General features: G+C 39.0%; 24 protein-coding genes. 13 read left to right on the plus strand and 11 right to left on the minus strand.

The features are described 5' to 3' along the window. Positions 1 to 36: 36 nt before the first annotated feature. The gene (locus P8O16_RS03175) at positions 37 to 507 is read left to right on the plus strand and encodes a Fur family transcriptional regulator (protein ID WP_075348724.1); all 471 of its coding nucleotides are present in this window, start codon (positions 37 to 39) and stop codon (positions 505 to 507) included. Here the strand turns inward: P8O16_RS03175 and P8O16_RS03180 are convergent. Both P8O16_RS03180 and P8O16_RS03185 read right to left on the minus strand, forming a co-directional pair. Further along, positions 504 to 938 carry a hypothetical protein gene (locus P8O16_RS03180; protein WP_300310781.1) on the minus strand — a complete coding sequence of 145 codons (435 nt, stop codon included), beginning with the start codon at positions 936 to 938 and terminating at the stop codon, positions 504 to 506. The two genes, P8O16_RS03175 and P8O16_RS03180, sit on opposite strands and share 4 nt — an antisense overlap. 129 nt (positions 939 to 1,067) lie before the next feature. Then, positions 1,068 to 1,682, minus strand: a complete 615-nt coding sequence (locus P8O16_RS03185; protein ID WP_300310783.1) for a cytochrome c oxidase subunit 3 — start codon at positions 1,680 to 1,682, stop codon at positions 1,068 to 1,070. A gap of 122 nt (positions 1,683 to 1,804) precedes the next feature. Between P8O16_RS03185 and mfd the strand changes: the two genes are divergently transcribed. Then, positions 1,805 to 5,158 (plus strand): transcription-repair coupling factor, encoded by a 3,354-nt coding sequence (gene mfd, locus P8O16_RS03190; protein ID WP_300310785.1) that lies wholly within the window; start codon positions 1,805 to 1,807, stop codon positions 5,156 to 5,158. A 179-nt stretch (positions 5,159 to 5,337) separates the two neighbouring features. Further along, positions 5,338 to 6,564 carry a gliding motility lipoprotein GldJ gene (gldJ, locus tag P8O16_RS03195; protein WP_300310787.1) on the plus strand — a complete coding sequence of 409 codons (1,227 nt, stop codon included), beginning with the start codon at positions 5,338 to 5,340 and terminating at the stop codon, positions 6,562 to 6,564. Between the two features lie 198 nt (positions 6,565 to 6,762). Here gldJ and P8O16_RS03200 read toward each other — a convergent pair whose 3' ends face one another. Both P8O16_RS03200 and P8O16_RS03205 read right to left on the minus strand, forming a co-directional pair. After that, positions 6,763 to 8,043 carry a sterol desaturase family protein gene (locus tag P8O16_RS03200; RefSeq protein ID WP_300310789.1) on the minus strand — a complete coding sequence of 427 codons (1,281 nt, stop codon included), beginning with the start codon at positions 8,041 to 8,043 and terminating at the stop codon, positions 6,763 to 6,765. 198 nt (positions 8,044 to 8,241) lie between these two features. Then, positions 8,242 to 8,820 (minus strand): hypothetical protein, encoded by a 579-nt coding sequence (locus P8O16_RS03205; protein WP_300310792.1) that lies wholly within the window; start codon positions 8,818 to 8,820, stop codon positions 8,242 to 8,244. A gap of 210 nt (positions 8,821 to 9,030) precedes the next feature. Between P8O16_RS03205 and P8O16_RS03210 the strand changes: the two genes are divergently transcribed. Further along, positions 9,031 to 11,457: a prolyl oligopeptidase family serine peptidase gene (locus tag P8O16_RS03210; RefSeq protein ID WP_300310794.1), complete on the plus strand. Its 2,427-nt coding sequence runs from the start codon at positions 9,031 to 9,033 to the stop codon at positions 11,455 to 11,457. A 97-nt stretch (positions 11,458 to 11,554) separates the two neighbouring features. Here P8O16_RS03210 and P8O16_RS03215 read toward each other — a convergent pair whose 3' ends face one another. Further along, positions 11,555 to 12,337, minus strand: a complete 783-nt coding sequence (locus tag P8O16_RS03215; protein WP_300310796.1) for an undecaprenyl-diphosphate phosphatase — start codon at positions 12,335 to 12,337, stop codon at positions 11,555 to 11,557. 169 nt (positions 12,338 to 12,506) lie between these two features. Here P8O16_RS03215 and P8O16_RS03220 point away from each other — a divergent pair, with 169 nt between their 5' ends. After that, a complete protein-coding gene (locus P8O16_RS03220) occupies positions 12,507 to 14,387 on the plus strand; it encodes a DUF4139 domain-containing protein (RefSeq protein ID WP_300310798.1) in 1,881 nt (626 codons plus the stop codon). A 40-nt stretch (positions 14,388 to 14,427) separates the two neighbouring features. Here P8O16_RS03220 and P8O16_RS03225 read toward each other — a convergent pair whose 3' ends face one another. From P8O16_RS03225 to P8O16_RS03240, 4 genes are all read right to left on the minus strand, one after another. Then, a complete protein-coding gene (locus P8O16_RS03225; RefSeq protein ID WP_300310801.1) occupies positions 14,428 to 14,973 on the minus strand; it encodes a hypothetical protein in 546 nt (181 codons plus the stop codon). A 132-nt stretch (positions 14,974 to 15,105) separates the two neighbouring features. Continuing rightward, positions 15,106 to 15,831 (minus strand): hypothetical protein, encoded by a 726-nt coding sequence (locus P8O16_RS03230; RefSeq protein WP_300310803.1) that lies wholly within the window; start codon positions 15,829 to 15,831, stop codon positions 15,106 to 15,108. Between the two features lie 44 nt (positions 15,832 to 15,875). Further along, positions 15,876 to 16,163: a transcriptional regulator gene (locus P8O16_RS03235; RefSeq protein ID WP_300310805.1), complete on the minus strand. Its 288-nt coding sequence runs from the start codon at positions 16,161 to 16,163 to the stop codon at positions 15,876 to 15,878. Continuing rightward, positions 16,150 to 16,725 carry a hypothetical protein gene (locus P8O16_RS03240; protein WP_300310807.1) on the minus strand — a complete coding sequence of 192 codons (576 nt, stop codon included), beginning with the start codon at positions 16,723 to 16,725 and terminating at the stop codon, positions 16,150 to 16,152. Before P8O16_RS03240 ends, P8O16_RS03235 begins: the two co-directional genes overlap by 14 nt. Before the next feature lie 168 nt (positions 16,726 to 16,893). Here P8O16_RS03240 and P8O16_RS03245 point away from each other — a divergent pair, with 168 nt between their 5' ends. From P8O16_RS03245 to P8O16_RS03265, 5 genes are all read left to right on the plus strand, one after another. Continuing rightward, positions 16,894 to 17,346: a DUF1569 domain-containing protein gene (locus tag P8O16_RS03245; RefSeq protein ID WP_300310809.1), complete on the plus strand. Its 453-nt coding sequence runs from the start codon at positions 16,894 to 16,896 to the stop codon at positions 17,344 to 17,346. Next, positions 17,343 to 17,711: a glyoxalase gene (locus tag P8O16_RS03250; protein WP_300310811.1), complete on the plus strand. Its 369-nt coding sequence runs from the start codon at positions 17,343 to 17,345 to the stop codon at positions 17,709 to 17,711. Before P8O16_RS03245 ends, P8O16_RS03250 begins: the two co-directional genes overlap by 4 nt. Positions 17,712 to 17,765: 54 nt before the next feature. Further along, a complete protein-coding gene (locus P8O16_RS03255; RefSeq protein ID WP_300310813.1) occupies positions 17,766 to 18,392 on the plus strand; it encodes an energy transducer TonB in 627 nt (208 codons plus the stop codon). 127 nt (positions 18,393 to 18,519) lie between these two features. Then, positions 18,520 to 19,170, plus strand: coding sequence for an energy transducer TonB (locus P8O16_RS03260; RefSeq protein ID WP_300310814.1), 651 nt, complete (start codon positions 18,520 to 18,522; stop codon positions 19,168 to 19,170). Positions 19,171 to 19,188: 18 nt separating this feature from the next. Beyond that, the gene (locus P8O16_RS03265; RefSeq protein ID WP_300310815.1) at positions 19,189 to 19,650 is read left to right on the plus strand and encodes a copper resistance protein NlpE; all 462 of its coding nucleotides are present in this window, start codon (positions 19,189 to 19,191) and stop codon (positions 19,648 to 19,650) included. On the opposite strand, the gene P8O16_RS03270 is transcribed toward P8O16_RS03265, so the two are convergent. Then, on the minus strand, positions 19,651 to 20,583 hold the full coding sequence (locus tag P8O16_RS03270) for a hydrogen peroxide-inducible genes activator (protein WP_300310817.1): 933 nt from the start codon (positions 20,581 to 20,583) through the stop codon (positions 19,651 to 19,653). A 136-nt stretch (positions 20,584 to 20,719) separates the two neighbouring features. Between P8O16_RS03270 and P8O16_RS03275 the strand changes: the two genes are divergently transcribed. The 3 genes from P8O16_RS03275 (at position 20,720) to P8O16_RS03285 (ending at position 22,983) form a co-directional block, all read left to right on the plus strand. After that, positions 20,720 to 22,030 carry a Gfo/Idh/MocA family oxidoreductase gene (locus tag P8O16_RS03275; RefSeq protein ID WP_300310819.1) on the plus strand — a complete coding sequence of 437 codons (1,311 nt, stop codon included), beginning with the start codon at positions 20,720 to 20,722 and terminating at the stop codon, positions 22,028 to 22,030. Positions 22,031 to 22,127: 97 nt separating this feature from the next. Then, complete coding sequence (locus tag P8O16_RS03280) at positions 22,128 to 22,574, plus strand: MarR family winged helix-turn-helix transcriptional regulator (RefSeq protein WP_300310821.1); 447 nt, start codon at positions 22,128 to 22,130, stop codon at positions 22,572 to 22,574. Continuing rightward, complete coding sequence (locus P8O16_RS03285; protein ID WP_300310823.1) at positions 22,561 to 22,983, plus strand: organic hydroperoxide resistance protein; 423 nt, start codon at positions 22,561 to 22,563, stop codon at positions 22,981 to 22,983. Before P8O16_RS03280 ends, P8O16_RS03285 begins: the two co-directional genes overlap by 14 nt. A gap of 52 nt (positions 22,984 to 23,035) precedes the next feature. Here the strand turns inward: P8O16_RS03285 and P8O16_RS03290 are convergent, their stop codons facing one another. Then, positions 23,036 to 24,010 (minus strand): NADPH:quinone oxidoreductase family protein, encoded by a 975-nt coding sequence (locus P8O16_RS03290; RefSeq protein ID WP_300310825.1) that lies wholly within the window; start codon positions 24,008 to 24,010, stop codon positions 23,036 to 23,038. Positions 24,011 to 24,208 lie beyond the last annotated feature (198 nt).

A 24,208-nucleotide genomic window follows, 5' to 3' on the forward strand; every position in this document is an offset into this window, starting at 1 on the left:
GAATGATCCATCTTTAATTTTACGACTCAAAAAATCATGGCCGATAAAGCGCTTATTGAAAAGGCGAAAAAAATCTTTGAAAACTTTCTTCTAAAGCAAGGAAGCCGTAAGACTCCGGAAAGATTTTCGGTAATCGATGAACTTTACTCCCTGCCCGAGGATGAGCACATGGATGTTGAGGGCCTTTTTCTTAGTATGAGAAATAAAGGCTATACCATAAGCAGAGCCACTATTTATAATACATTGGATCTTTTGGTAGAGAGTGGTCTTGCCGTAAAGCATCAATTCAAGGATAAAGTTGCACTTTATGAACAGGCGCTAACTTATAAGCATCATGACCATCATGTATGCAATCAATGCAGAAAAATCCGGGAGTTTTCGGATCCAAAAATCAATGAAATCAAAGAAGCGATCGGAAAGAAATTTGAATCTAATATTCAAAGTCATTCTCTTGTGCTATATGGAGATTGTAAAATCGAAAACTGCGAAAACCTCCAAATTCACTAATTAAATATTTTCTTATAAATAGGTTTGCGATAAGCAAACTGAAGAAGCATTGCCGGATAAAGCAGCCAAGTAAGCAACATAAATGGCGCTTGATAGTCAATCTCATCTCTTATAATCGCATTTTCACCATTCTTGATAATTCGGTGCTTGTGGGTCCACTTTTTTAGGAAAAAAGGAAGTTCAGTCCCTTTATCGATAAAGTAAAACTCTTTTTCATTCGTCTGGTCTTCAATAATTTCACTAGTCCATTTTTGCTTGAAAAAAATAAAATTCAACTCCAGAGATACCAAATCACCCTTAGAAGAACCATCAAAACGGAGCAATTTAACCGGAGGAAAAGGAGGACTTAATTTGGTGAAAAGACTTTCATCAAATCCCTTCTTTACCTGAAGGTATTTCTGCTCTACTTGAGTCTCAATAATTAATTTCATCTGTTTATAATTTGATTTTTATAGGTCATATAGCCTGTCCCGAACTCGTTTCGGGAGAATCTCGCATTGTTGATAATCATCCCTATGTATGTCGAATACGACATGCTCGATTTCATATAACAATGCGGGTTAAAAACTGAGAATAAACAAGACAAATAGAACAAGCCAAATCAAATCCATGAAATGCCAATAGACTGTAAAAAGTCTGATTCTCATTTTTTCAAAAGGATTTGTGAGAAGAATCAAATGTTGAATTTGATCTTGCTGTTTTTTCTTCATTTCAACGAGAAGGATTACTGCAAATATCATTGCGCCAAGCAAGTGAAAAATATGGATCCCTGTCAGCAGATAAAGAAAACTCCCACTGGGAATACCCTTAAAATCAATCCCCATCTCATCTAGCTCATACCATCCAACAAGCTGTAGTCCAGTGAAAAGAATACCAAGCCAAAGCGTGTTTCGCAAAGAACCTATCAATTTATCTGTTCGCTCTTCTATAAAATAAAGCCTCATTTTTGTGGCAGTATATCCACTCAATATCAGTAAAAGTGTGGATATCAAGAAAGCAACAGGAATGTGGTGATTAAAACCCTCCAGTTGGTTTAATCCTGAAAAGGCAAACGCAACCACCAGAAAAAGAAAGATCAAACCACTTCCTATCATTCCTAGATAAAGCAGGGTTTCGTAAGGGTGCATCCGCTCCAAACGCTGAAACCAAGTAAGCTGTGAACCTGAATTACTCATATTCTCACAAACATTATAACCGCCCTTAGGTTCAGATTTTTGTAAATCTATATCAATTCAAAATCCGAGAACCGAGAATCCACTAACTTTGGGCTTCAATTTCTCCTTCAAAATATATCTCCTTGGATCGTCAGTCATTTCTTTCCATTTACCAATCCGACTCCGTTTTTCAGACCATCGAGCATGAGATCATGCAAGATGGTAAAATCACCTACCAGCTAAAAGGCCTTTCCGGCAGTTTGGACATGGTGCTTTTCAGTGCCTTATTCCAAAAAAAGGGTGGATTTCATCTGATAATAGCACAAGACAAAGAAGAGGCTGCTTATCTCAACTCGGATCTTCAGAATCTCCTTCATACTGAGGAGCATATGGTCTTTCCATCAAGTTTCAAAAAAGCATATAACTACGAGGAGGTTGATAATGCCAATGTCTTGATTCGATCGGAAATATTGAATCTTATTTTGGAGGATCGAACTAAATCCCGGGTGATCATCACCTATCCAGAGGCTCTCTACGAACGGGTGATCAATAAGCGATCGCTTCGCGAAAATACTTTCACAGCAAAAGTAGGTGAACAGGTAGATATGGAATTTGTCTCTGAGCTTTTGAGCAGTTATGATTTTGAGCGGACCGATTTCGTCTACGAACCTGGTCAATTTGCTATCCGAGGAGGAATTTTAGACGTTTTTTCATTTTCCAATGAGCATCCTTATCGTCTAGAGCTTTTTGGAAAAGAAATAGAAAGCATTCGAACTTTCGACCCTGAAAGCCAGCTTTCCATTGCCGTTGTGAATCATCTCTCGTTGATCCCAAATGTTCAAACCAAGCTCCTTCAGGAAGTTCGCCAATCTTTTCTAGCATTCTTGCCAGAGCATTCCAAAATATGGATCAAAGATCTTCAGCTGACCAAAGATGTGATGGATGAATGCTTTCATAAGGCAAGTCAAGAGTTTGATCAGATCGTCAGAAAAACAAAAAATGACAAGCTGGTACTCAAGCCAGCTGATTTATTTGAAAATGGAAACGACTTCATTACGGAGGTTGATCCTTTTTCTAAAATCGAATTTGGCCGACAGTTTTATTTGAAAAATGCCAAGCAAAGCAGTTGGGAAAGTCAACCTCAACCATCCTTCAATAAGAATTTCGATCTGTTGGTAAGCCATTTATCAGAAAATGAAAAGAAAGGCTATACGAATATCATCACCGCAGAAAACGAAAAGCAAATTGATCGGCTGATCGGGATTTTCAAGGAATTAGATCCTACGCTTCAAGCACAAAGTATGCTTTTGGGTCTCAGAGAGGGATTTGAGGACCGTCAGTTAAAAATTGCCTGCTTCACAGATCATCAGCTTTTTGAGCGATTTCATCGCTATAAACCACGTGCTAAAGCCAGTAAATCAAAGGCTCTGACCATCAAAGAGCTCAAGGCTCTTCATCCGGGAGATTATATTGTCCATGTAGATTATGGCGTTGGAAGATTTGCAGGATTGGAAAAAGTCGATGTTTCAGGCAAAATGCAGGAGGCCGTACGATTGATTTTCAGGGATGATGATCTTTTGTATGTAAACATTCATTCTCTCCATAAAATATCCAAATACTCAGGCCAAGAGGGTAGTGCACCTGCCATGTCTAAACTGGGATCTCCGGAGTGGGAAAACAAAAAAACTAGAGCTAAAAAGCAAGTAAAAGATATTGCCAAAGATCTGATTGCACTCTATGCCAAGCGAAGATCGGCACCAGGATTTGCGTTTAGTTCCGATTCGGTATTGCAGATTGAATTGGAATCCTCTTTTATATATGAAGACACTCCAGATCAGGCTATTGCGACACAGGATGTAAAAACCGATATGGAAAAATCCTACCCTATGGATCGTTTGGTCTGTGGAGATGTGGGGTTTGGCAAAACAGAAGTTGCGATTCGAGCGGCCTTCAAAGCCGTTAATGATCGGAAACAAGTGGCCGTACTAGTTCCCACAACGATTCTGGCAATGCAGCATTACCAAACTTTCAAAGAGCGGCTGGAAAATCTCCCATTGAAAGTTGATTATATCAATCGCTTTCGAACAGCAAAGGAAATCAAGGAAATCGTATCTCAAGTAAAATCAGGAGAGATTGATATTCTGATCGGCACTCATAAAATTGTCAACAAAGACATCGTATTCAAAGACCTCGGATTATTGGTCATTGATGAGGAACAAAAATTTGGTGTGAAAGTAAAAGATCAGTTGAAAAATCTGAGAGTCAATGTTGATGTATTGACCTTGACGGCAACACCAATACCAAGGACGCTTCATTTCTCATTAATGGGAGCTCGGGATCTTTCGGTCATCGCAACTCCTCCTCCGAACAGACAGCCAGTCACCACCGAAGTACAAACCTTTCAAGAGGAAGTGATCCGAGATGCTGTTGCGTACGAATTGCGTAGAGGAGGCCAAGTGTTTTTTGTGCACAATCGAGTTGGGGAGATCGACTCCATTGCCAACTTGATCATGAAGTTGGTGCCAGATGCCAGAGTGGTCGGAGCTCATGGTCAGATGGATGGGAAAAAGTTGGAAAAGATCATGGTCGATTTTATCAATCATGAATATGATGTCCTGGTATCGACAAATATTATCGAATCCGGACTTGATATTCCAAACGCTAATACCATCTTGATCAATAGAGCTCATATGTTTGGATTGAGCGATCTACATCAAATGCGTGGTCGGGTTGGAAGAAGCAATAAAAAGGCATTTTGTTACCTTTTGACCAGTCCGATGTCCGGTCTCACGGCAGAAGCCAGAAAGCGACTTCAAACTTTGGAAGAGTTTTCTGATCTCGGGGACGGCTTCAAAGTTGCGATGAAAGACTTGGACATCCGGGGTGCAGGTAATCTATTGGGGGCAGAGCAAAGCGGATTTATCTCAGATTTGGGATTTGAGATGTATCATAAAATTCTGGATGAAGCAGTTCAAGAATTAAAGGAAAATGAATTTGCCGCTCTTTTCGAAGTAGATCTAGCAGAAAAAGTAAAGGTTCTTGTTCAGGATTGTACTATAGAGACTGATTTGGAATTGTTGATTCCAGAAGAATACGTAGGAAATATAAGCGAGCGCCTAGGGCTCTATTCCAAATTGGATGCAATAAAAAACGAAGAGGAATTAAGTAAATTCTCTACTATGCTTTTGGATCGCTTTGGTCCACTTCCAGAATCTGTAGAGGATTTAATGGAGACCGTAAGATTACGATGGAAAGCAGAAAAACTTGGAATAGAAAAGCTGACACTGAAAGGTAATCTGATGAAATGCTATTTACTCCCGGCTAGTCGAGATGACTTCTATTCTTCTGATACTTTTCAAAAAATCATGCGATTTGCTCAATTCAATACAAGGAACTGTAAAATAAAGGAGTACAAGAATCGTTTGATTCTTACATTGGCAGGTGTTTCGAGTATTTCAAAAGCACAGGTGAAGCTTAAAGAGATGAACGAATCTTAAAAAAATTAACAATTTTTACTGGCATAAATATTGCAGTTTTGCACAATTATTCTGTAGTTAAATGAGATTTAAAGCGCTTTTAAGGCACTCTTAAGTTTATTTGATCATCAGAAATCATTGCAAGTGCTTGACATTGCATTTATATTGCATCGATAATTAGACCTAAACGAATACAAAATATGCGTCTGAGTAACAAATCTTGGGGAATGTGGGTAGCCGCTTTTGCGATTGTAGGAAGCTCTATTCTGACCTCTTGTAACAAAACACCTGGTTATGGCAGAAGGACTGCAAACAACCCCGGTAAAAAGAGTGCTACAACTGGTCAGGAATTCAGTTTTGAAGAAAATGACTCCACCAACTTTTTTGTAGCCAAAAAAAATGCTGAACAAATTCCTGGACCTAACCTGAAGTTTATTCAAGGTGGTCGGGCAGTTTTAGGTTCGCAAGAAGAAGACATCATGGCCTTCCGTGATAATTTGGAGCGTACTGTGACTGTTTCCAATTTTTATCTGGATGAGACAGAAATCACTAATAATGATTACCGTGAGTTTCTTTTTGATATGAAAAAGAAAGTAAGCGCTGATTCACTTTTGAAATTAGAGCCTTCGGAAAATGTATGGAAGGGCGCAATGTCTTTCAATGACATGTACCAATCTTACTATTTTAGATTCCCTGGATTTAACTTCTACCCAGTTGCTGGTGTATCTTGGAGTCAAGCAAATATCTATTCAAAATGGAGAACTGAGTTTGTACAGGAGTTAATAAGAAAGGAAAGAGAAATTGATTCTACGTTTACTAAAACTCAATTAATCGAAAGAGGTGTAGCGTTGGCCGATTATCGTCTTCCGACTGAAACTGAGTGGGAATATGCTGCTAAAGCAATGATTGGCACTCAATATTTAGACGAAAACCAAGAGTATGGAAGAATTTACCCATGGGATGGTCGTGGTGTCAGAAACCCTTACAACGTAAAAAGAAAAGGTAAGCAAGGTGATCTTTTAGCTAACTTCAAAAGAGGTAGAGGTGATTATGGAGGAATTTCCGGTAATCAACGAAATGATGGAGAAATCATCCCTACTAACGTATATGACATGGCTCCAAATGATTTCGGTCTTTATCACATGGCAGGAAACATGAATGAGTGGGTTCAGGATATTTACCGTCCACTTTCTTTTCAGGATTTTGACGATCTAAACCCAGTTAGAAATAGTGGAGTTTATGATGAAGAAGATACTTATGAGACTTCTATGTTGACAGATGAACTTCGTGTCTACAAAGGAGGATCTTGGAGAGATGTTACTTATTGGCTTGCTCCAGGTACCAGAAGATTTATGCATCAGGATTCTGCAACCAACGATATCGGTTTCAGATGTGCGATGATTTCAATCGGCGAGAAAGGAAAGTAATTCTTAACAATACATTTAAAAATACCCTTGGTTACTAATAGCCAAAGGTATTTTTTTTCCCTGTTGAAAACGAATCCATATTTTTCAGAAGAGAATTGAGGTAAAGAAATTCAGTAGCGTTTAATTTCAAATAAATAGCACAGCTATAATGCAAAGCGATTTAAAACTTTAATAGAACTTCTAATCAAAATCTCGATTTTAAGAGATGCTAACCATCTTTCGCTCATTCTTTACACTGATTCCTTCCGATTTACAGAACCAAAAAACAACGATTGGCGATAGTGCAAGAATTGTCATAATCATAATAGAACCGAAAGGAAAGGAATCATTCAAACCAAACCAATCACCAGACACGAGAATAATTGCTAAACCAGCGATACTTTTCAAGCTTTCCCAGATCCAAGCTTTCGGATTTTTATCCATCAACTCTGTGTAAGCATACACAGTCAAAAAGATAAATGCTCCATATATAAAGATGCCTGGCGAACCAATAGAAGCAATATTCCCAAACATATAAAACACATAAAACACAAGCATCAGAAACTGAAAAATACTCCATCGAAGTAAAGCCGGGGAAAGAACGGGGCTGTACTTTTCAAAATGATATACATCTTCGATTTTCTCAACTGGAAACTTCTCTTCAACATCGGCTGGTCTCCAACCCAATGGCATAAACCAGATTTTGAATTTGTCCTCCCATTTGGAAGCTCTCCAAGCATCCTTGATTAAGAGCCATAAATGCATAAAATTGATTTTGATCGGGTTCCAGGTTCTTACTGGTCGAGTCACCCCATAGACAGCAGGCACATCTTCCAGCTCTTCTTGAAACGTGCCAAAAAGCTTATCCCAGAAAATGAAAATTTGTCCATAATTCTTATCCAAATAGATTGGGTTGATCGCATGATGCACCCGATGATGTGCAGGAGTCACGATAATGTGCTCCAAAAAACCCATTCGCTTGATATGCTGTGTATGATACCAAAACTGGGCAAAAAGATGAATCGGTCCTACTACTGCAATTACTTCTGTTGGAACTCCTAGAAATGCTGCCGGCAAAAGAAAAACGGTAAAAATCCGTACAAAAGAAGATATACTTTGCCGTAACGCACAAGCTAAATTGAATTCCTCGCTACTATGATGGATGATGTGATTGTTCCAAAAAATATTGTACTCATGGTTGATTCGGTGTACCCAATATCCAGAAAAATCCAAAGCTACAAAGGCGATCAGAAAAGTAAGCCAACTTGCATTTACATGGGTCAATGCAACATGATCAACCAGCCAGCTATACGAAATAATAGCTATACTCAATCCAAGTACATCTTTCGTCACATTAGTGACGCCTGAACTCAGGCTTGAAAGCATATCATTCGTTGGTACCGTATCATTATTCTTATACCAGCCATACCACTTTTCCAATAGAACTAAGATCAAAAAAGCCGGCATTGCAATTAGTAATATCTTTCCGTAAGTCTCCATTTATTAATTTTTTCTAGGATTAAAATACTGAAATAAACTGATTCCGAGCAAATTTTAAGCTGTCTGGGAAATCATATCAAATTGAGTTTTGAAATTTTTTCCTCAACAACTTAAATGAGCCTTAATACCAAGCTATGTAAGGCACAAAAAAGGAAAACCTCGACTTCCTCTTTTTGATTTATTTTAGTTCTAAAAAGCTTAAAGTCTAATCCTGATTCCAGCATTAGCGAATAAACCATTCGTTTTTCCAAAATCGATATTGGTAAAATTAGTTTGCAAATCAGTTACTGACCATTCATAGCTAACATCAACAAACAAAAGCCAGATATTCAGTCCAGCCCCAGCAAAAACTCCCCAAGCCGGAGAATTGATATCGTTCTTATTTACACCTTCTCCAGTATCTGTCACAAAGAAGCCTGAAGGACCTCCAAAAAGGCGAATTGACGCCGCGGATTCTGAGTTTCCAATAAGATTGTATCCAAGCGCCAAAGGAACTCTTATTCCTTTTAAATCTGCTTTCAAATCCGGCTGAGTCAAATTATCTGAGGATGAGAATTCTGCAGATTTACTTTGATAAAAAATTCCTGGCTCCAGATAGATTTTTTCTCCAAAAACTACACTTGCCCCAATCTGCCATCCTGTTCTCCCATTTGCTGTTCCATCTCCATTTGAAACTACATCAGTAAAGTTTAGACCCACTGTTGGTTTAATAGTCTGTCCTTTGCTCAGATGACCCATTCCTATCCTAAGAAGAATGACGATTATTATTTTTTTCATGGCTTCAAGTTTTCGTTTTTAATATCAATACTTCATTCATACAGTGCTAAAATTAGTTTTATTCTCAAAATAATCTAATGAAACTCACTCTTGGCTATGCGCTTATCCTAGAATCAGGCAGTATTCAAGTAAGATACAGACCACTTATGAAGTTTACGAAAAGGTTTATTTATCAGGTTTTATCTTCATGTAAACTAATCCAATCAGAATATGAAACGGGTAATACTAATTATTATCTCCATTCTTGGGACTTTCTATCATCAGGGAATAGCCCAAACTACCTACCAAACCCCACCAAAAGCAATTGCCGATTTGGTTAATGCACCGAGCACCCCATCTGTAAGCTTTAGTAAAAATGGCGACTGGATGATGCTTCTCGAGCGGGCTGACAATCCGAGCATTGAAGAACTTTCTCAACCTGAGCTCAGAATTGCCGGTCTTCGAATCAATCCTGCCTCTTCTGGACCAAGTCGGGGTCGAGGAGTAGAAAATGTAAAAATCAAAATGACCCGTGGAGGTGAGGAAATCCAAATTAAGGGATTACCCACTAACCCCAGCATGGGCGGTTTTTCACTTTCCAAAGACGAAAAATTCCTTGCCTTTACTCAAACAGAAGCAAATGGAATTAGCCTTTGGGTAGTAGACTTAAGTACTTTTGAAGCAAAAAAATTAACAGAGTCAATTCTAAACGAAGTATATGGAAATTCAGTGGCTTGGACTCCGGAGAATGAGATTCTAATAAAAGCTGTTAATCCTAGCAGAGGGTCTATACCTCAAAAACCCGCAGCACCTGCAGGTCCAATCATTCAAGAATCTACTGGAGAAGCTTCTCCAAATCGGACTTACCAAGATCTTTTGAGCAATCCATATGACGAAAAATTATTTGCCTATTTCATAGATTCTCAAATCATGCTGGTCGATTTAAACGGAAACAAAAAACCCGTTGGTCCTTCCGGAATGATTAAATCAATGGATCTGTCTCCGGATGGAAAATTCCTTTTAGTAGAGGTGATCAAAAAACCTTTCTCCTATTTAGTTCCAGCTTCAAGATTCCCATACGATGTAGAGATTTGGGATAAAACTGGAAAAAAAGTTAAAACCTTGGCACAGATTCCATTGGATGAAAACCGTCCAACAGGATTTGACGCGACAGTAACTGGACCTAGAAATATCAATTGGAGAGCTGACAAAGGTGCTATGCTCTATTGGGTTGAGGCACAAGACGGCGGTGATCCTAGAAACGATGTGAAAGACCGTGAGATAGTATTTACACTGGATGCTCCTTTTTCCGGAGAAAAGAAAACCCTAGCAACCACTCCATATCGTTTTGGAGGAATCGCTTGGTCAGATGACAACTTTGCGATCATGAACGAGCGTTGGTCAGCAAGCAGAAAAGAAATGAGATCTGTAATCAATCCTTCCAACCCTAATCAAGCAAAAAGGGTAATTATCGAGCGCTCTTCAGATGACCTTTACAACGATCCAGGCGATCCTCTTTTTGTAGAAAACGAATTTGGAAGAAATGTCCTGATGCGAAATGGTGATTTGGTTTTCATGACCAGTCAAGGAGGGTCTCCTGATGGAAATATGCCTTTCTTGTCCACATTTGACACCAAAACCAAGGAACAAAATATTCTTTGGAGATCTCAGGCGCCCTATTATGAGCGAGTAGTAAAAGTACTTGACGACTCCGGTTCGGAATTTATTACTTTGAAAGAAAGTACCGATATCCAGCCTAACTATTGGCTTGTCAATACCAAAAAGCGGATGGCTCCATTGCAAGTGACGAGTTTTGCTCATCCATATGAATCGCTAAAAGGAATCCAAAAGCAACAAGTAACCTATTCGAGAGAGGATGGATTAAATCTTTCTGCAGTAATTTACACTCCCGCAGGATATGACCCTGCGAAAGATGGTACGCTTCCAGTATTAATGTGGGCATATCCTCGAGAGTACAAATCCAAAGAGGTCGCCGCTCAGGTAAGAGGATCTAAATACGCATTTACACGTCTAAGTTGGGGATCTCCAATCTATTGGGTGACGCGCGGATACGCGATCATGGATCAGACAGAGATGCCAATCGTGGGTGAAGGCGATAAGGAGCCAAATGATTACTTCATTGAGCAATTGGTTTGGAATGCCGAAGCCGCTATTGACAAAATCGTAGATATGGGAATCGGTGATCGGATGAGAATCGCAGTAGGAGGCCACTCCTATGGTGCATTCATGACAGCAAATTTGCTTTCTCATACAGACCTTTTCGCTGCAGGTATCGCACGAAGTGGTGCCTATAATAGAACCCTGACTCCATTTGGATTCCAATATGAGCAGCGGACTTATTGGGAAGCTCCGGAGGTGTATTTCAATATGTCACCTTTCTCTTATGCACACAAAGTGACTACTCCAATCCTGATGATTCATGGAGAAGCGGATAATAATTCCGGAACCTTCCCAATTCAGTCTGAGCGTTATTACAATGCTTTGAAAGGACATGGAGCCACAGCAAGATTGGTTTTCTTACCTAACGAAAGTCATGGCTATGCCGCTCAAGAGTCCATCCTCCACACGCTTTGGGAAATGGATACTTGGCTAGAAAAATATGTGAAGAATAAGAATACGATGGATAAATCGAAATAAGTTAAAAACTTAAAACCCCACTCAAATTAATTTTTGAGTGGGGTTTTTACTTTTTAGGGCAGATTCGGATGCTATTTTTTGACTTATTCTAAACGAATCAAGCAAGATCAGTTCCCCACATAAAAATCAGAAAGAGGATTCCTAAGACAATTCGATAATACCCAAAAGCAGTGAAACCATGATTAGATACATATTTCAAAAATAGCTTCACCGCTATCCAAGCAGTAATGAAGGCCACAACCAATCCGATTCCCATAAATGAAAGTTGCTGATTTGTCATAGCCAAATCACTTTTGAGCAAGTCATATCCAGAAGCTGCTATCATAGTTGGCACTGCCAAAAGAAAAGAAAACTCAGTTGCTTGTTTTTTGTCTAAGCCATTAAATACCCCACCTATAATAGTGGCTGCTGCCCGAGATGTGCCAGGCACCATGGATAGGCATTGGAAAAGCCCGATGAAAAAAGCGTTTTTATAAGAAATATCTTCTACCTCAGCAAGATCAGTTTCAGAATTCACCACTTTTTTATCAATGAAAATCAACACAATTCCCCCTAAAATCAAGGACACTGAAACCACAATAGGATTGAACAAATATGCCTTGATGTATTCGTAGGCTAAAAGTCCAACAATAGCAGTTGGAATAAATGCCGCAAGTAATTTGAAATAAATGGTCCAGCCACGAAAGAACCGTTTGATATACATCAGTGCAATTGCTAGAATCGCCCCAAGCTGAATCCCAATTTCGAAGGTTTTGACAAATTCATCTTCATGAATATTCATCGCAGTAGAAGCCAAAATCATGTGTCCGGTGGAAGAGATCGGTAAAAATTCTGTTAAGCCTTCGATGATCGCAATAATGATGGATTGGAAAAGGGTCATGGTATTTAGCTGATTTCAGGCGCAAAGTTAAGAATACCATTCAAAGGGAAAGAAAAGCTTTGGGAGTTTAGCGTTAATTTTGGAGTAGATTTAATTTTAATTTTAGTTAATTTCTTTAGTTGAAAAATAAAAACTATCGTACCTTTTTGACAAACAGAAGAATCTAATCATGAATAAATTATCCTTTTCGCTCGTTCTATTTTGTCTTACATTTTTTGCAAAAGCTCAAGAACTCAAAGAAAACACCTTCAAATCTGAAATTAAGTCAGTTACCATTTTTCTTTCCGGAGCACAGATTTTTGAATCAGCTCAAGGAAATTTCTCCGCCGGTGAGTCAGTAGTAGTGATCAAAGGACTTTCTCCCTATCTGGATGAAAAAAGTATCCAAGTCAAAGGAAAAGGAAATTTTATAATTCAGGCAGTAAATCGAAGATTGGACTATTTGTCTGAAAAAAATATTGGTGAAGAAGTAAAAAAACTTGAGGGTGAAATCGAAGCCATCCAGCGAAATCAAAGTCGGGAAAACAGCAGATTAGAAGTCCTAAATGAAAAAATATCCCTCCTTAGCGCCAACAAAAATCTTGGAGGAAGCCAAAGTAGCACCTCCACAGCAAGTTTGAAACAAGCCTTGGATTTTTATGATACGGAATTAACGGCGATCAAAAAAGAAGAACTTCAGCTCAAAGCCAATATGCAGGAGGAGGATCAAAAACTGAACTCTCTGAGAAGTCAGTTAGTTGGCCTTCAGGCTTCTGATACAAAATCCACCTCTGAAATTCGCGTAAAAATCAAAGCTACAACTGCAGGCACTGCCAGTTTCGAACTCAATTACTTGGTCCAAAATGCTGGATGGTATCCAAAATATGATGTTCGGGTCAAAGATGTGAGTAGTCCGCTTTCCCTGAATTACAAAGCAGAGGTCTTCCAAAATACAGGCGTAGATTGGAAAAATGTCAAGTTGAGATTTTCGAATGGAAACCCTTCTCAGGGAGGGCAAATGCCAGAAATCGACAAATGGGAATTGAATTATGCTCGTTTGACAGTATTTCAGCCTAGAAATACACAACCATTTTCTGGTTCAGTAAGTGGTAGAGTAGTGGATCAACAAGGTCAGGGAATCCCCGGAGCAACCGTTTTGGTGAAAGGAACCACCATCGGTACAAGTACAGATTTTGATGGGTCCTATTCAATTACCGTTCCCGGCAAGAATGGTCGTTTGGTGTTCTCTTTTGTAGGCATGATGCCAGAAGAAAAGATCATAAATTCCTCGATAGTCAATGTACAATTGTATGAAGACAATCAATCGCTTCAAGAAGTAGTAGTTACTGGATATGGATCTTCAAACAAAAAAGCGTTAACCGGTACAACAGTTAAGCTTCGGGGTACTGCATCTCCGGCCCTAGCAGATGCTCAAACCATCCAAACCACTTTCCAAGAAAATCAAACTACCGTTGAGATCGAAGTCACGGAGCCCTACACGATCAAATCAAATGGAGAACGAACCTTAGTAGATCTTCAGGGATATCAGATTCCAGCGACCTATCAATATTCGGCTATTCCAAAATTGGATAAAGACGCCTTTCTGATTGCTGAAATAAACGATTGGAGTAAATATAGTTTGCTTCAGGGTGAGAGTAATTTGTATTTCGAAGATGGCTTTGTAGGCAAATCTATTCTGGATGCGACTTCACTTCAGGACACCTTAGGAATCTCTATGGGAAGAGATCGAAGTATCGTCCTCGACCGAAAAAAGAATGAGGAATTCTCCCAAAAGCGAAGCATTGGATCAAATATTACCGAAAGCAGACAATATGAAATCTTGATTCGTAACAATAAATCTCAACCTATCAGCTTGAAAGTAACAGATCAAATCCCGATCTCTGTCAACTCTGAGATTCAAATAGAAGCAAAAGAGCTTTCCGGTGGAAAACTTGATCCGAATACTGGATTTATCGAATGGGAAGTCCCACTCAAACCTGGCGAGCAGAAAACATTGGTTTTTGGCTATGAGGTTAAATATCCGAAGCGGGAAAAAGTAATTTTGGATTAGAACCAAAGCAGGTTCCTAAAAATTGAAAGCCTGCTTTGTTTTATAATTTCTTGGATAATCCAAGGCCTAAGGTAGTTACGTTGTAAGCTGTCCATCTGAAGTCTTGGCTTAAGACGCCAAATACTTCCCAGCCTTTACGGATTTCTACGCCATATTCAATTGCTAACCTTGTCAACGTAAAATCCCCATCCACGTTCGAAAATTCCTTTCCCATTCCAAGCGAAATTGCCCATCTTTCACTAGGTTTGAATACACCAGAAAGAGCAGGAGCAATCGGACGATTACGTTCTAATATTTTGCCTTTCTCGTTCTCTATATAGAATTTTTCATTCAAAAAATCTGTGTGTAAACCCACTGCCCAGCGATCGTTGATCCAATAATTGTAGTCAAGTACTAATGAGGGAACAGCTAAAAACTCCTTATCTCCTTCCGCATTTCTGCCTTGTCCAATTCTTGCGTGACCAATTACAAACGCCAAGCTATGCTTACTTTGAATCTCGATTTCTTTCTCTTTTTCCGATTCAGTTTGGGAAAAGACACTAAATGAAAACATAAATAAAAAACTTAATAAAAGTACCTGCTTCATAGAAAAACCATTTAAAATATCCCAAAAGTAACTTTTGTACCTTCTTCTATCAACTTTAAACTGCAAGGATTAAGCAAAAAAAGGCAAGAATACGCATCCTTGCCTTTTCAAAAATAGAACCTCTAATCAATTTTAATTCAAGGAAGGAAGCAACTGCTTGGAGATCCAGTAAAAATCTGGTTCTATCAGCAAGGCCTCTTCCCATGTTTGCCTAGCGAGAGTTTGATTTCCTGATTCCTGATAAATAATTCCAGTCCAAGCGAGATTATCTAGATGCATCCAACTTTTTTCAAAATCAGTTCCTACAAATTTTTCTGTGGATTTGAGATAAGTAATGAGCGCAAGTTCTTTATCTCCACCCCACATCTCAGGAGTAAAATAAAGATTTGATGCATATTGCTTCAAGACAATGGGAGACTGCGGATTTTCCTTCATGGCCTCTTCCAATAAGGCTGAACTTTTAGGCCCGAGAAACATAGACTTCATCGGAGAATAAGCCATTTTGAAACCAAGTAATCCTGAAAGTAGCGCCTTGGCTTCTGCTCCGTATTTTTTGCTTTCGGTTAAATCTTCAAGGCGATCCTGGCAATCGGATGCATATGCATCGAATAGCTTTTCATCTTGATCAATCATGGTGGCATTCAATAAACCATATTCTGTTAAGGCAAGCTGAAATTTTGCCTCTTCAGAAGGCTTGTCTTGGTAGAGCTTGTAAGCAAAACCCACATTTTGTTTCCAGGCTTCTTTGTCGGAATTGAGGTAGGCGAGGTAGTTCATTTGCTTTAATTCCTGAGGAATCCCCATGGCAAGCAATACAATCATCATGGGCAAAATGAGAAATTTAGAGTTCGTTTTCATAATTGTAAATTGGTTTATATTATAAACTAAATTGAGAAAATTTTTTATTGAATATACTTTTTAAGGTTTTCTACATATTCTTCAAAGGCCTGAAGTCCATTGTCAGTGATCCTACAGGTAGTCAGTGGTCTTTTTCCCCGAAAAGATTTCTCTATGGAGATATATCCCGCCTTTTCTAATTTATCCAACTGCACGCTAAGGTTTCCAGCGGTAGATTCCGTCTTTTCCTTTAGAAAAGTGAACTCCGCTTCCTCCACAGAGATGAGAAGAGACATCACTGCAAGCCGCAACTGAGAATGTAAGAGGGGATCTAATGGTTTAAACTCGCTCACGATAGGTTGTTTTCAGGTAATAACCGGGTACCAAATATCCAAAAATCATTGCAATTCCAGCTACCAAATACTGATCGATAACAGGAAGTAGGAATGCGATAACAGATCCGACCATTAACAGAATACCGCCAACCAATACTACTTTGACACGCACTAATACCCCTGTGCTAATCACACCTATTCCCGCTAAAATTAGAATGATGGGATTTTGTTGAAAACTCAAAGTCGGCATAAAACTTAACGTGATCAGCATTCCTACAAAAACAGAAATCCAGATTCCAGCCAGCATTTCATCCAAGTGAGTTTTGACCCTAGCTCTTTTTCGCTTCCGAATATTATCCCAGATACTCAGACCAACTGCAGGGATAATTAGTAACCAGACTATGTAAGGCATTTCGTAACCCATTTTCTCCAAGGTATAATGCCCAAAGTTGCAGATTGCAACTACCCAGCCCCAAAGCAGAAGTTGGAAACTTCCATCGCCTGCGGCTTCTTTCTTTGCTTTGCTGATCATCTGTGTGATGATGGCCAAAGACTCTTTGCTGCTTAGTTCTTTTTCCATGATTTTAGATTTATATCATTCTATACGGAACAAATATAAATAGGTTTACAATATAAACCAATTTATACTAAAATATTTCTCCATTCTTATTTTCTTCAATTGGAGCCTCAAGAGGTGATTCATGAAATATTTTTTAACTTCTCTCCTTAAAACCTAGCCATTTACAAGATGAAAAACATTTTTGATCCGAAAACAAGCATTGAATTAATCGCTAGAATCAATGCTTTAAATCCTGATACTCCGGCACTATGGGGGAAAATGTCGGTAGACCAGATGCTAGCTCACTGTGTAGTCGCATATGATATGGCCTTCACTGATAAATACCCAAAGCCTAATGCCTTCATACGGTTTTTGCTAAAGACTTTTGTAAAAAATGGCGTTGTCAATGAAACTCCCTATCCTAAAAACTCAAGAACAGCTCCTGCATTTATTATATCTGATCGAAGAAATTTTGAAAAAGAAAAGGCTAGATTAATCAATTATATAGAGCAAACACGAGATCTGGGAGCTTCACATTTTGAAGGCAAAGAATCTCTTTCCTTTGGGCCAATGAGTGCTGGAGAATGGAACAATCTCTTCTTTAAACACCTTGATCATCATTTAACTCAATTTGGCGTATGAACCATCCTGCAAAATCAATTCGTCCATTTATTGGCGCTAAAAACTACAAGGAAAGTATCCTTTTCTATGCTACACTTGGGTTTAGTGTCCATTCCCTTGGTTCCCAAATGTCTGTGGTAAAAGTAAATGAACAGCTCTCCTTTTATTTACAAGACGCTTACGTTAAAGATTGGGTAGATAATACCATGCTGTTTTTAGAGGTAGAAGATCTTCAGCACCATTGGGAAGCGATGAAAGTTTTGGGACTGCCAGATAAATTTCCTGGCGTTCGCCTATCTACAATCAAAATCAACGATTGGGGGAGTGAATTTTTTCTTCATGACCCAAGCGGGATTCTTTGGCATTTTGGTGTTTTTAAATCTTAGTTTTTTTTAACTTTATAATAGACAGTCCGTTAATGACATAAAACGTTCTTCCATATGAAAAAACTCCTCTTTGCCATTTTTATAGGACTTACATCTGCTCCTTCCATCTTTGCACAGGAAATTACTGGTAGTGCACATGACATGAATCAATTTCTTTCTAGAAATTTAAAATATCCTGCCGAAGCAAGAATGAATTATTTGGAAGGCACAGTAATACTTCAAGCTTCTTTTGATGCGCAAGGTTTTCCGCTTTCTTCTGCTATAATCTCTGGCGATGAGGTCCTAGGAGAGGAAGTGACAAGAGCATTCTTAGCATTGGTAGAAAATTGGAAGCCTGAATATCTAGGAGATCGAGCCAAAAGCGATTCATATTTGATGAGTTTTCAATTTAAGTATTCTAAAAATAAGTCCACTTCGACTCGATTACATCAAATGATCCCGATAGAAGAACATACGCAATTAATGCAAAGCCCCGAAAAGCGAATATCGGGTAGAATTGAAGCCAATCCCTACGATTCCAACTTATACCTTGAGCGAGCAGAATTATATGAGTCCTTAAACTTGCCAGTTTTAGCTAAGAAGGACTTGATGCTTGCGGAGTATTTCAAGCAAAAAATGCTTGCAGAATTCGTCATCATCGTATATCCCGAGGTACATAAAAGCCTCACTTCTCTAGATTAAGAGCTAAATATTAACCTTCCAAGTAGTATCCTTATTAAAAATCAATCCTCTGGAAATCTTATTTAAATTTTTGAGTTGAAAGATATTTTTCAAATATTAGTTTTCTATAAACACATTATTCTTTGCTTTGAAATTTCTTATATTCTACTCCTTCTTGTTTTTATGCCTTCTTTCTTGTTTTGAAACCCAAGCTCAGGTAGAAAGCCCTTTTAACCTAGTTGGTCCAAAAGCATCCATTGACCAAATCCTTTCAGAAAATGTCCGATATCCCTCCGAAGGGTTACAAACACAAAAAAAGGGACAGGTTCTATTTTCAATCAAAATCAATGAAAAGGGGATGTTTGACAGTTTGCTGGTTTTAGAATCAACCGATGAGATATTCAAAACAGAATCCCTCAGGGCACTGGCATATTTAGAATCAAATTGGTATCCTGAGCTTCTTGAAGATAAACCACGATCAAGGAGTTATTTGTTGTTTTTCAAATTTGACACCTTCCTCAACCAACCCAGTCCTTTTGAGGAAAGAGAGCAAGCACAAAAATTGATAAAAAAAGAAAAATACGATAAGGCTCTAAAACTCCTCAATAAGCTCTCGGAAGAAAACCCATACATCGCTCAAAATTTCGAGTTAAGGTGGGAAGTTTATAGAAATATAGGGGAAATTGAGAATGCTCAAAAAGATTATCTTCGTTCAAAATATTTGAAAAAAGAGTTCTTAGCCAGTGTTGAAATATTTGCGATAGGACGATCTCGAACAGGAGTGCCAATCTCCTTTTAATCCCAACTCTTGATTACAATGAAAACTTCAGCAATCAAATTATTTCTACTTTCCACTATCTTATTTTCATGTGATAATTCAAACAAGAGCACTATACTATCGGTCGATGAGACTAAAATTAAGGAATCAGTAAAGAAACCAGATTCTCATAACTCCATGAATTCCCTCGATTGGAATGGGACTTACAAAGGTACCTTACCATGTGCAAACTGTGAGGGGATAGAAACAATTTTGACTTTAAATCCTGATCAAACCTATCTCCTGTTTACGGATTACTTGGGAAGAAATGATGCCTTAGAGGAAGAAAAAAGAGGATCTTTTTCCTGGAATGAGGCTGGTTCTATAATCACATTAACCAATGTCACATCAGGCCCTAACCAGTATAAAGTTGGAGAAAATCGAATTTGGCATCTCGACATTAATGGTAAAATTATCACCGGAGATTTAGCAGATCACTACGTGTTAATCAAATCCCACTAATTATTTAAAACGAATGATTTTCCCGTGAGCCCTGGAAGTCATTTCCTGAGGTACCGCTGCAGTTATTTCATTGTAAAGGAGTTCTACCAGTTTTTGTTTTAGAAAACTTCGATTTAAAATAATACTGACCTCTCGCGTAGGTGCTGTACCATGAAATGGTCTTAGCCGAGCTCTCTCCTCCTTCGAAAGTAACATTGTCGCTAACTCAGGTAATAAAGTCACCCCCTGATAACGATTAACCATATTTTTCAAACCTTCTAAAGAACCACTTTCATAGTGAAAATTCTTTGGACCACTCATCGTCTGATCGCATAAGTTGAGTACTTGATCTCGAAAACAATGTCCCTGCTGTAAAACCCAGAAATCTTCCTTTTTCACTTTTGCAGGATCAAAAAATTCTTCTCCTAAAAGGGGATGGTCCTTTGAAAGGTATGCATAAAACTTCTCATAGAACATTGGTTTTTCCACAATCCCCGGCTCGTCCAATGGAGTGACAATGATCCCCAAATCCAACTCATCATTTTTGAGTTTCTTTACTACTTCCTCGGTGATCATTTCCTGAACCTCGAGGTTTACCTTAGGATATTTTACAACAAAGTTCCGGATAAATAAATGAAGCAAGTAAGGGGCTAAAGTTGGGATTATTCCCAATTTTACCACTCCGGAAATATCACCTTTCAGCTGGGCAACAAGCTCAAAAATCCCTTTGCTTTCGGATAAAACTCGTTTTGCCTGAGCAATAATCTGAACCCCAATCTCAGTCGGAATTACCGGCATTTTGCTCCGATCAAAAAGAATCACACCCAGATCTCGTTCTAACTTACTCAATTGTGCACTTAGCGTTGGCTGAGTCACAAAACAGCTTTCTGCAGCATTTCCGAAATGCCTGTGTTTATCCACCGCGATAAGGTATTCAAGTTGTTGGATTGTCATAGCATTCTAAAGTATCAAAAATCCAAAAGAGTTTCCAAAAAGGTATTTCTCCTTTTGTCAAATTCCAGAAACATAATTTCACTAAAGTCAAGAAAAGCTGTAATTTATTCCCAGTCAATTCATTAAACCTAAAATCATGAGCAGATCCAATTTTTCAAGAAGAAAATTCCTTGCCACTTCAATACTGACTACAGCAGGACTCGGCGCACTTCCGCAACTTAGTTTTGGAGCTTCATCCAAAGCCATAAAATTAAAAGACACCTCAAAAGTCCGCCTTGGATTCATTGGAGTCGGTCGACAAGCCATGGGATTATTGGGGAATTTTATGAAAAACCCAAATGTGGAAGTCATTGGAGCAGCTGATGTGTATAAAATAAAACTAGACCGATTCAAAATCCGAGCAGAGAAATTGTATTTGGAGAGAGGCGGAAAACCTGGAGAAATTGGTCTTTATGCAGATTACAAAGACCTGCTCAAAAGAGACGATGTGGACGCAGTGGTAATAGCTTCTCCAGATCACTGGCATGCTTTGATGGCTATCGATACGTGCAAAGCTGGAAAAGACATTTATTTGGAAAAGCCATTGACTTTTACTGTCAAAGAAGGTCAGGAATTAGTGAAAGCAGTTCGGTCCAATGGGATTGTATTAGCCGTGGGAAGTATGCAACGTGCCGGCGCAAATTTCCAGCATGCGGTAAGAATGGTTCAAAAGGGCTATTTGGGGAAAATAAAAACCGTCTATGCTAATGTTGGCACACCTCCATTTCCAAAGGAAATAGATTTTGAAGCTCAGCCTATCCCTACTGGATTGGATTGGAAAACTTGGAACGGCCCGATTCCGGCAGTTCCCTATTTCCCAGATCTTAATCCTCCGATTAGCATAAATCCGGAAGAAAATGAGAAAGCTTGGGGCGCATGGCGCTGGTACAAGAAGACAGGAGGAGGATTGATGACAGATTGGGGAGCTCATATGTTTGACATTGCGCAGTGGGGAATCGGAATGGACAGAAATGGGCCTGTGGAAATTATTGTGGATAAAGGCGAAGAGCCGATGAAATACCGCTATGCAAATGGAATAGAGATGATTGTCTCACCTTTTGATGACACTAATAGACAAGGGGTAAAATTTGTCGGAGAAAAAGGATGGATTACTGTTTCACGGGGAAATTATGATACTTCTGTAAAAGAATGTGAGATGAGTTTTTCCAAGGAGCAATTGGCTTTCTCTCCGCATCATGTAGACTTTATTGATTCGGTATTAATGCGAAAAGACCCAATTGTTCCTGTGGAAGTGGGACATAGCACTTGCACTGTTTGTACAATAGGAAATATTGCTCACGATCTTGGTCGATCCTTAAAATGGGATCCCATCGCTCAAGTATTTATCGGAGATGAAGAAGCCAACTCTAGATTACATTATAATTATGAAAATGGACTCTCTTTATAACCTCCAATTCTAACCTAAATCAAGGAATCAAAATTAAATTTTGATTCCTTTTTTAATTTTATTCCGTTAGATTGTATTCAATCAAAAAACACTCTCTATGAATGCTTCACAGGACCTCGCCTTACATCTTTATTCCAGTTCTCGAATTTTCATTCAGCTTATTACAAGCAGATTAACAGAATTTGGATTGACTTATCCACAGTATCTGGTATTGGCTGTATTGTGGAAAGAAGATGGGTTACGAGTCAATGAAATAGGTCAGCGACTCGAATTGGATTCTGGAACTTTAACTCCGCTTCTTAAAAAATTGGAGGCGATGAACTATGTGAAACGACAGCGAGGAGAAGCAGACGAACGAACAGTAACTGCAGAATTGACCTATCCCGGAAAGTCTCTTCAAAGCAAAGTAGAAGCAAGTTTGATGAAATTTGATGAATTACTTTCAGAATTTCTGGATCTCTCGCTCGATTCAATAAACCAAAGTCTTTTAGAGTTGTTAGATAGTTTAAAATCATTGAAAAATTCAGAAAATGGAAAAACTTAATATCGATTACACAGCAGTAGCAATTAATACCGGAGGAAGAAAAGGTCATGTGAAAACAGATGATGGATTGCTAGATTTTGATGTGGCTATGCCAAAGGAAATTGGTGGAGAAGGAGGGAAAACTAACCCTGAGCAATTTTTTGCAGCAGGATATGCCTCTTGTTTTGGAGGAGCTCTAGGAGCAGTAGCAGGCAAAACCAGTTTGCGAGATTCTGAGATCAAAGCTAAAGTTCACTTGGGAAATTATGGTCCTGGAAGTTTTGGCTTAGCCGTGGATATCGAAGTGAAAATCCCACATGCAGCATCGTTGGAAGACGCTCAAAAACTCGTAGATGCCGCTCATGAAGTTTGTCCTTACTCTAAAGCAACACGCGGAAATATCGAAGTAACTGTGAAAGCTGTTGTGTAAAACTTTTTTTAAAAAAATATTTAGGCTGGGTTTTTCCCAGCCTTTTTTTGTGTTAAATCAGGACAACTCCTTTGCCTAACATCTTGCGATCAAGTAAAGCCTGCAAGGCCTGTGGAGATTCTTCCAGCGAATATCGCTTTCTGATATGTTGCTCGATTTTTCCGGCTTTGATCCATTGTACCAATTGGGCAATATTTTGAAAGCTTTGTTTGGCTTCTAACTTTGAAAACTGTCCCCAGAAAACTCCCAGAATCGCACAGCCTTTCAGAAGGGGAAGGTTCATTGGGATTTTAGGAATTTCACCATTTGCAAAACCCACAATCAAATAGCGCCCTTTCCAGGCAATTCCTCTTAATGCGGCTTCCGTAAAATCACCCCCGACTGGATCATAGATTACATCCACCCCTTTTCCTCCAGTCAACTCTTTGATTCGGGTTTTCAGATCTTCGCTGGTGTAGTTGATCGTTTCTGAAGCTCCCTTTTCTCGGCACAATTCAAGCTTTTCATCTGTTGATGCAGCGCCAATTACCTTGGCTCCCATTAGTTTTCCTAGTTCCACTGCTGCCAATCCAACCCCCCCGGCTGCACCCAAAACCAAAAGTGTTTCCCCTTCTTGGAGTTTTGCCCGTTCCTTTAGTGCATGAAAGGAAGTCCCGTAAGTGTATAGTGTAGTCGCCGCAATCTCTGGTGATAATCCAGGAGGCATGGCAAAAACCCGATCCACATCCACAGCCACTTTTTCTGCAAAACCACCCCAACCACAGAGTGCCAAAACAGATTGCCCCACTTGAAATTGGGTCACTCCTTCACCCAGTTCAATGACTTTCCCTGCGACCTCTCCACCTGGAGAAAAAGGCAATTCCGGTTTGAATTGATATTTCCCTTGAATAATCAACACATCTGGAAAATTAACTCCACATGCCTCCACAGCGATGAGAATTTGATTTTTTGCCGGTTTAGGATCTTGGAGTTCACCAAAAATGAGACTATCAGGAAGACCAAATTGATTACAGATAATTGCTTTCATAGATAATTGATTGTTACGAAGGTGCTAAGAGTTTAAATTTCTTTGGGCTATTAACCCAAAAGGAAATATACTATGGTCGTATGTCATTCCCTGATATAGGTTGACCGTTTTAAAGCTACTTGAAAAATGCTAAAAACGGGAAAAAGGATCAATCCATACCGGAAGTATTCTGAAGAATTCAAGCGTAAATTGGTAGAT

It is taken from the genome of Algoriphagus sp. (assembly GCF_029254265.1).
Classification (GTDB): Bacteria; Bacteroidota; Bacteroidia; order Cytophagales; family Cyclobacteriaceae; genus Algoriphagus.